The 6,574-nt window shown below is 61.6% G+C and carries 7 protein-coding genes, 1 tRNA gene and 1 pseudogene; 5 read left to right on the top strand and 4 right to left on the bottom strand.

Annotation, left to right across the window (positions count from 1 at the left end; all coding sequences use genetic code 11):
* Positions 1–426 (bottom strand): annotated as a pseudogene (locus tag GSQ89_RS32720) (hypothetical protein); the annotation flags it as partial.
* Between the two features lie 342 nt (positions 427–768).
* On the opposite strand from GSQ89_RS32720, the gene GSQ89_RS40385 reads away from it, so the two are divergent.
* Positions 769–912 (top strand): ion channel, encoded by a 144-nt coding sequence (locus GSQ89_RS40385; RefSeq protein ID WP_371734323.1) that lies wholly within the window; start codon positions 769–771, stop codon positions 910–912.
* 149 nt (positions 913–1,061) lie between these two features.
* Here the strand turns inward: GSQ89_RS40385 and GSQ89_RS32730 are convergent, their stop codons facing one another.
* The 3 genes from GSQ89_RS32730 to GSQ89_RS32740 all read right to left on the bottom strand — a co-directional run bounded on the left by GSQ89_RS32730 (position 1,062) and on the right by GSQ89_RS32740 (position 2,510).
* Positions 1,062–1,343 (bottom strand): DUF3828 domain-containing protein, encoded by a 282-nt coding sequence (locus GSQ89_RS32730; protein ID WP_254073473.1) that lies wholly within the window; start codon positions 1,341–1,343, stop codon positions 1,062–1,064.
* The gene (locus GSQ89_RS38850; protein WP_216856545.1) at positions 1,337–2,035 is read right to left on the bottom strand and encodes a DUF499 domain-containing protein; all 699 of its coding nucleotides are present in this window, start codon (positions 2,033–2,035) and stop codon (positions 1,337–1,339) included. The genes GSQ89_RS32730 and GSQ89_RS38850 overlap by 7 nt, the downstream gene beginning before the upstream one ends.
* 398 nt (positions 2,036–2,433) lie before the next feature.
* Positions 2,434–2,510: transfer RNA gene (locus tag GSQ89_RS32740), tRNA-Arg, on the bottom strand.
* 520 nt (positions 2,511–3,030) lie between these two features.
* On the opposite strand from GSQ89_RS32740, the gene GSQ89_RS32745 reads away from it, so the two are divergent.
* The 4 genes from GSQ89_RS32745 (at position 3,031) to GSQ89_RS32760 (ending at position 6,290) form a co-directional block, all read left to right on the top strand.
* Positions 3,031–4,140: an S-(hydroxymethyl)glutathione dehydrogenase/class III alcohol dehydrogenase gene (locus GSQ89_RS32745; RefSeq protein WP_158932307.1), complete on the top strand. Its 1,110-nt coding sequence runs from the start codon at positions 3,031–3,033 to the stop codon at positions 4,138–4,140.
* Between the two features lie 78 nt (positions 4,141–4,218).
* Entirely contained in the window at positions 4,219–4,548 is a 330-nt protein-coding gene (locus tag GSQ89_RS32750; protein ID WP_158932308.1) for a DUF1640 domain-containing protein, read from the top strand.
* Between the two features lie 100 nt (positions 4,549–4,648).
* On the top strand, positions 4,649–4,918 hold the full coding sequence (locus GSQ89_RS32755) for a hypothetical protein (RefSeq protein ID WP_158932309.1): 270 nt from the start codon (positions 4,649–4,651) through the stop codon (positions 4,916–4,918).
* Positions 4,919–5,024: 106 nt separating this feature from the next.
* On the top strand, positions 5,025–6,290 hold the full coding sequence (locus tag GSQ89_RS32760; RefSeq protein ID WP_158932310.1) for a pitrilysin family protein: 1,266 nt from the start codon (positions 5,025–5,027) through the stop codon (positions 6,288–6,290).
* Positions 6,291–6,574: the final 284 nt, after the last annotated feature.

A 6,574-nucleotide genomic window follows, 5' to 3' on the forward strand; every position in this document is an offset into this window, starting at 1 on the left:
CCCATCCGGCTCCTCATGCAGCACGCTCGCGAGACTCGTCCCTTCGATGTAGTCCATCACCAGGAAGCAGGTGCCATGCGCCTCGAAGTAGGTCTGCACATGCACGATGCCGTCGCTCGTGGAATCAGCACGGCTGAGCAATACCAGCGCCTGTGCTTCGTGCAGGAAGCGTTCCCGGCATTCCTCGAACAGAAGCATGTCCTCGGCTGAGGCCGCCAGCACGTTCAGATGCTGCCGTACTGCAAATTGACGTGGGTAATACTCCTTAATGGCGAAGGGTTGTCGTAACATATCGTACGCGAGATAAGTGATACCAAACCCACCGCTTCCGAGTACGCGTTCAATGCGGTAGCCATGAACGGCGGTATCGCGCGGAAGTGCGAAAGCTGGCCATGGCGCCTCGTCCGTGGTGGTATCTCTGGTCATAACCCTCAGTTTGCGGCAACTTAGTATCGGTGCACAGAGGTTGATGCAAAACTGCCGCGTGTGTGAAGAAGGTCGTGTGTTTTGCTCGACCGCTATCTGGCGGCTTACAACACAAGACATCCGCATTCGAGCTTTGACGGCCGAAGGCGGGTCACGCTTTACTTCAATCATCTACCGCTGCTGCCGGCGGCAGCATAAATTCCGGCACGGTTCTCGGGGCATTCGCTACGGTCGGGCTGAACCCTCCCTTCTCGATGCGCCGAGAACCGTGGGCTACACCATCAACCGGCAGAGGAATCCACTTATAGAAAACAAAAGCTGTCTCGACCAAACCGACCACCTCTGTCCTTCCCTCGCATGTTCTACTTCGGTGTCATTGTGATGATCACGGTTGGGTTTGGCGACATAGTCCCTCTTTCACCCGCAGCGCGGGTGCTCACGAGTTTTCAGGTAGTGCTCGAGGTCACGCTGTTTGGCTATTCTTAAACGCGGTTGCGTGTCGCGCAGGTCAAGGCAATCCGGATATTCCGCGCGACAGGAGCGACAGTAACCCAATGGGGCCCTATGGGAAATCTGAGCAGCAACTCCATGGCGGCCCACTTGCCCAGCATGCCGATATACTGGTTGGCGGCAATTCAGGGGATTAGGAAACGCCTCAGGCTTGGCATTTGTGGGTCGGCCACGTCGTCGATACGCCACTCGTTACCGATGCGGGCCAGCACAAACGACACGCTGGTGGACGTAGCGCCGTTCACGAACCGCACGGACACCGAAGCCCGTCTGTCTGTCTGCTGCGTCACGACGCAGTCAAACCCGGTCATTACGTCGTAATCCTGACAGTCGCACACGGGATCGTGGTCCAGCCGTCCAACCTCGCCGTGTGCGTTGCGCTCATCCTCCCGTATCAGCTTCAACAAGCCCGGCGAAAATATCCCCGAAGCGCCCTTGCCGAGCGGATTGAAGTTCGTATCCGGCCGGTAGTTGGCGAACACCTGCTTGAGGAAGTCGACCGGGGACAACGAAGCTGCCCTTGCCTGCCAAGATAGACATCGTCCTTCAGGTTCGTGACGACCACGCAGGCCCGCGGGCAACGGGGCAGGGCATTGAACAAGCGCTCCAGGGCGCCAATGGTGAGATCGCCGAGCGTCGTCGAACCGACCGGCTCGCCTTGAGCCATCTGAAGATAGCTTGGCAGTTCGTCCAGCAAGATAAGGACAGGCTCGGTCCCCAACACGTTGACCCATTCGTCCACGCCGGGTGTTTTCGCACCGTTGCGCCAGAACGGCGCCATGGCTTCGGGGCGGCCGAGCTTGTCGGCGAGATAGCCCCAGAGAAGGGTTTCTGGGTTCTGATGGCCGTTGAAAATGACGACCTTGGCAGCACCGAAATCGTTGCCGCTGGTGATGTTCGGGACAATCTCATGGCGAAGGCCCGGATCTGAAGCTAGAAGACCGAACGCTATCAAGCTATGAGTTTTGCCTCCGCCCATGGCCTGCGTGAGGTAGAAAGCGCCGTCGTCGGCCTTGCCGGCCAGGCGGTCGAAGCCTCGCCTAACCAGCCGTTCCAGGCCGTCGGTGAAGTGGTTGTGGCGAAAAAAACTCGCGTCCATCCAGTTTGCCGGAGGCAAGGTCCTCGATCTGTGCGACTTGCTCGACGAGGCTGTCGCTCGTGACAACGGCGTTCGGGGTGCAGAGTTGTTTGACGGTCGCAATCGGCATGGGTCAGCCCGGATGAGGTTAGTCCCGTCCCGCGATGCCGACCCAGAGGGAAACCGTTGTCCGGTCGCTTCGCTCTACTCCGATCACGCAGGCGCAACGGATTCATCTAACGCCAGCCAGGAGGTTTAGTCCACGATTCGAACGCGCCTCCGAGACTTCGACCCGGCAGGAGCGGTTCCAAGGTGGCGTCTTGGCATCGTTCGTAGGGATACCGTGGGAAGGGTTAGAGAGCGCGTCCGTCCGGACGGAGCCTGAAACCCTGGAAAGCGTTGGCTACCAACGCTAAAACTGGCGCGCCCGGAAAGACTCGAACTTCCAACCCCCAGATTCGTAGTCTGGTGCTCTATCCAATTGAGCTACGGGCGCAGTCAGGCGGCGGGGTGTAGCGGAACCCCAGCCCCGCATCAACCCCTTAATCGCGATAGCGGCATCCATCATGAGGTGCCCCCCACAGGACCGTACGGGGCGGAATTCCTGCGTGCCGCTCTTGCCTCGGAGGTTTGACAGCGCCGTGTTGAGATGGCCAGGGACGGGTAATCCGGGCTCGGGGAACCAGCGATTAAGCGGCCTGTCGAGGAAACGGTGTGCCGTATCGCGACGCTCCACGAGGTGGAAGCGGAAATTACCGGCAAACCTGCCGGGATACGCGCCGCCACCCGGCGTGCCGTCAGCTAACCCTTCCTTAGCGCCTTCAAGAGCCGGGCCGACGAACAGCGCCCTTGTGATTCCACCAGGATGGTGCTCAGGAGGGCGTTCCGACACGCGCTCCGACGGTGGAGCACAGTATCACCGGACATATCGTGGGTGACAGGCAAGCCGCCCCGGGCGGTTGATCGCCGATGCAAGAAGCGGGTAGATCGAGGCGTCAAGCTCCCGGAGAACGATGATGAAGACTCGCGCCGCCGTGGCCCGCAAGGCCGGCAAGACCCTCAGCCTGGAAACCATCGACCTGGCGGGGCCGCGCGAAGGCGAGGTCCTGGTCGAGATCAAGGCCACCGGCATCTGCCACACCGACGAGTACACCCTGTCCGGTGCCGACGCCGAGGGCCTGTTTCCCTCTATCCTCGGCCATGAGGGCGCCGGCATCGTCGTGGACGTGGGCAAGAACGTCACCAGCCTGAAGAAGGGCGATCACGTCATCCCGCTGTACACGCCGGAATGCCGGCAGTGCGAATACTGCCTGTCGCGCAAGACCAATTTGTGCGTGGCGATCCGAGGCACCCAGGGCAAGGGCGTGATGCCCGACGGCACCAGCCGCTTCTCCTGCGACGGCGAACCGGTGTTCCACTACATGGGCACCTCCACCTTCTCCAACTTCACCGTCCTGCCAGAGATCGCGCTCGCAAAGATCCGGTCCGACGCGCCATTTGAAAAAGTCTGCTACATCGGTTGCGGCGTCACCACCGGCATCGGCGCGGTGATGAACACCGCCAAGGCCGAAGCCGGCTGCCGAGCGGTGGTATTCGGGTTGGGCGGAATTGGACTGAACGTAATCCAGGGTTTGCGCATGATTGGTGCAGACCAGATCGTCGGCGTGGACCTGAACCCCGGCCGCATCCCGATGGCCGAGAAATTCGGCATGACCCATTTCGTCAACCCGTCGGAGGTCGAAGGCGACCTGGTGCCCTACCTGGTCGACCTGACCAAGGGCGGCGCCGACTACAGCTTCGAATGCATCGGCAACACCAAGGTGATGCGCCAGGCGCTGGAATGCGCCCATCGCGGTTGGGGCAAGTCAATCATCATCGGCGTCGCCGGGGCAGGGCAGGAGATCTCGACCCGCCCGTTCCAACTGGTCACCGGCCGCTCCTGGATGGGCACCGCGTTCGGCGGCGCCCGCGGCCGCACCGACGTGCCGCGGATCGTGGATTGGTACATGGACGGCAAGATCAACATCGACGACCTGATCACCCACGTCCTGCCGTTCGAGCAAATCAACGAAGGCTTCGAACTGATGCGCCGCGGCGAGTCTATCCGGTCCGTGGTGGTTTACTGACCGCCACGACGGGTCGTTAACCGTTTATCAACCTGACTGTGTTGTATCGATCAGGCGCAACACCATCAGGCCCACCCCATGAACGCGGTCCGCTTCGACACACTCAGCATGGCTCGTAAGCTTCAGGCCTCGGGCCTGGAGTCAGCCGTGGCCGCCGGCATGGTCGAAGCCCTGGTGGAGGGCCTGAACGGCGGCGAACTGGCGACAACGGCCGATGTCGCTCGGACCACGGCCGCGATCGACAGCCTGCGCATCGATCTGAAGACGGAACTCGCTACGCTGCACACCCAACTGAAGACGGAAAATGAACTTCTCCGCCGCGAAATCGTTATCAAGTTCGGCAGCATGATGGTGATAGGCGTGGGCGTCATGCTGACGGTGATGCGGTATTTTCTGTTGCACCCCTAGTGTTTGCCTACGATCGCGTGTCAACCCGAGGTTGGTGGACCCACCACCGCCGATCCCATAGTTTAGGACCATGGCCATAGCACCATTCGACACACTGAAAATGGCCCGGAAGCTTGAAGCCTCAGGCATGGACCGGCGTGCCGCCAGGGGAATCGTTGAAGTCGTCATCGACGCCCTGGTCGAAGCAAAGTCGGCGATCATGCTGGCCACCCACAGCAGCACACCCCAGACCGGTCGCCTCAACGACGCCCTACCAGGCATCAATGACGCCCGCAGCCGCCGGAACTTCACCCTCCAACTCGGCGGGTTGTTCGTCCTGTGGGTCTGGATAACACTCCTCGGCTTCAGCTACCTTCTCCACTACCGATAAAGCGCCCGTCCCGCTGCATACCAGGGCTTCCCTGCGTTCTGGCGTTGCACCGCCGGTCGCGACCCCATATGCAGTGACGAACATCGTTGAAGAGATACCGAAAACCATGGACGACGCGATCCAACTGACCCGCCTGCCGTCCGGCCTGACCGTCGTCACCGAACGGATGGAACGGGTCGAGACCGTCTCGATCGGCGCCTACGTCGCCACCGGTTCGCGCAGCGAAACCGAGGCGGAAAACGGCGTCTCCCACTTCCTCGAGCACATGGCCTTCAAAGGCACCACCACCCGCAGCGCCGCGCAGATCGCCGAGGAAGTCGAAGCCGTCGGCGGTCACATCAACGCCTACACCGCGCGTGAGCAGACCGCCTACTACGTCAAGATGCTGAAGGAAGACACCGCGCTGGGCTTCGACATCATCGGCGACATCCTGACCCATTCGGCCTTCGAGCCGGAGGAGCTGGAGCGCGAACGCGGCGTCATCCTGCAGGAAATCGGCCAAGCGAACGACACCCCGGACGACATCATCTTCGACCATTTCCAAACAACCGCCTACCCGAACCAAGCGCTCGGTCGCCCGGTGCTGGGGCCGGAGGACGGGATCCGCAACATGCCCCGGTCCACGCTGACCGGCTACATGGGGCGGAACTACACCAACAACAACGTGGTCGTCGCCGCCACCGGCAAGCTGCGCCACCAGGAGGTCCTGGATCTGGTGCAGCGGCACTTCGCTGACCTGCCCAATCACGCGCCCTCGACGTTCGACGACGCGGTCTACAAGGGCGGCGAATTCCGCGAGGAACGCGACCTCGACCAGGTGCACGTCGTCCTTGGCTTCCCGTCCGTGGGCTATGCCGATCCGGACTATTACCCGACGATCCTGCTGTCGACGCTGCTAGGCGGCGGCATGTCGTCGCGCCTGTTCCAGGAAATCCGCGAAAAGCGCGGGCTGGTGTATTCGATTTACTCCTTCGCCTCGCCGTTCAAGGACGGCGGACTGTTCGGCATCTACGCCGGCACCGGCGAAAGCGAGGCCGCCGAACTGATGCCGGTGATGCTGGCCGAACTGGGCAAGGTGCAGGACGCGATCACCGCCCCCGAACTCAACCGCGCACGAGCGCAGTTGAAGGCGAGCCTGCTGATGTCGCAGGAAAGCACCGGCAGCCGGTGCGAGCAGCTCGCGCGTCAAATCCAGACCTTCGGCCGGATCATCCCCACCGAGGAAGTCCTGGGCAAGATCAACGCCGTCACCGATGCCGATATCCTGCGCGCAGCGGCGCGCCACTTCCGAGGAGCGCCAACCTTGGCAACGGTCGGGCCGTCGGCGCAGGTGCCGACGCTGGCGAATATCGTAGACACCCTGGGGGCATAAAGGCCCATACGCCGGGGCATAAAAGCCCATACGCTGAGGGCATAAAGCCCGCCACAGAACGCTCATTCCGTCGATTGTGTTGCTAAGCGTGTGCGGCACACTCTCACCGTCATGGCCGGGCGGGTCCCACGGTTGTCTGGCACGTTTCTTGATATGATACGGTATCAGACTGTCTCATATCAGGACATCCTGTCCGGGCACGCCCTTGACGCTTTGCGGCGGTTTGAGAAGTTGGCAGAAGCCGCGCAGATGCATGAGATTGGCTTTGACCAGGCGGGCGAACA

Origin of the sequence: Acidisphaera sp. S103 (assembly GCF_009765975.1) — a bacterium.
Classification (GTDB): Bacteria; Pseudomonadota; Alphaproteobacteria; order Acetobacterales; family Acetobacteraceae; genus Rhodopila.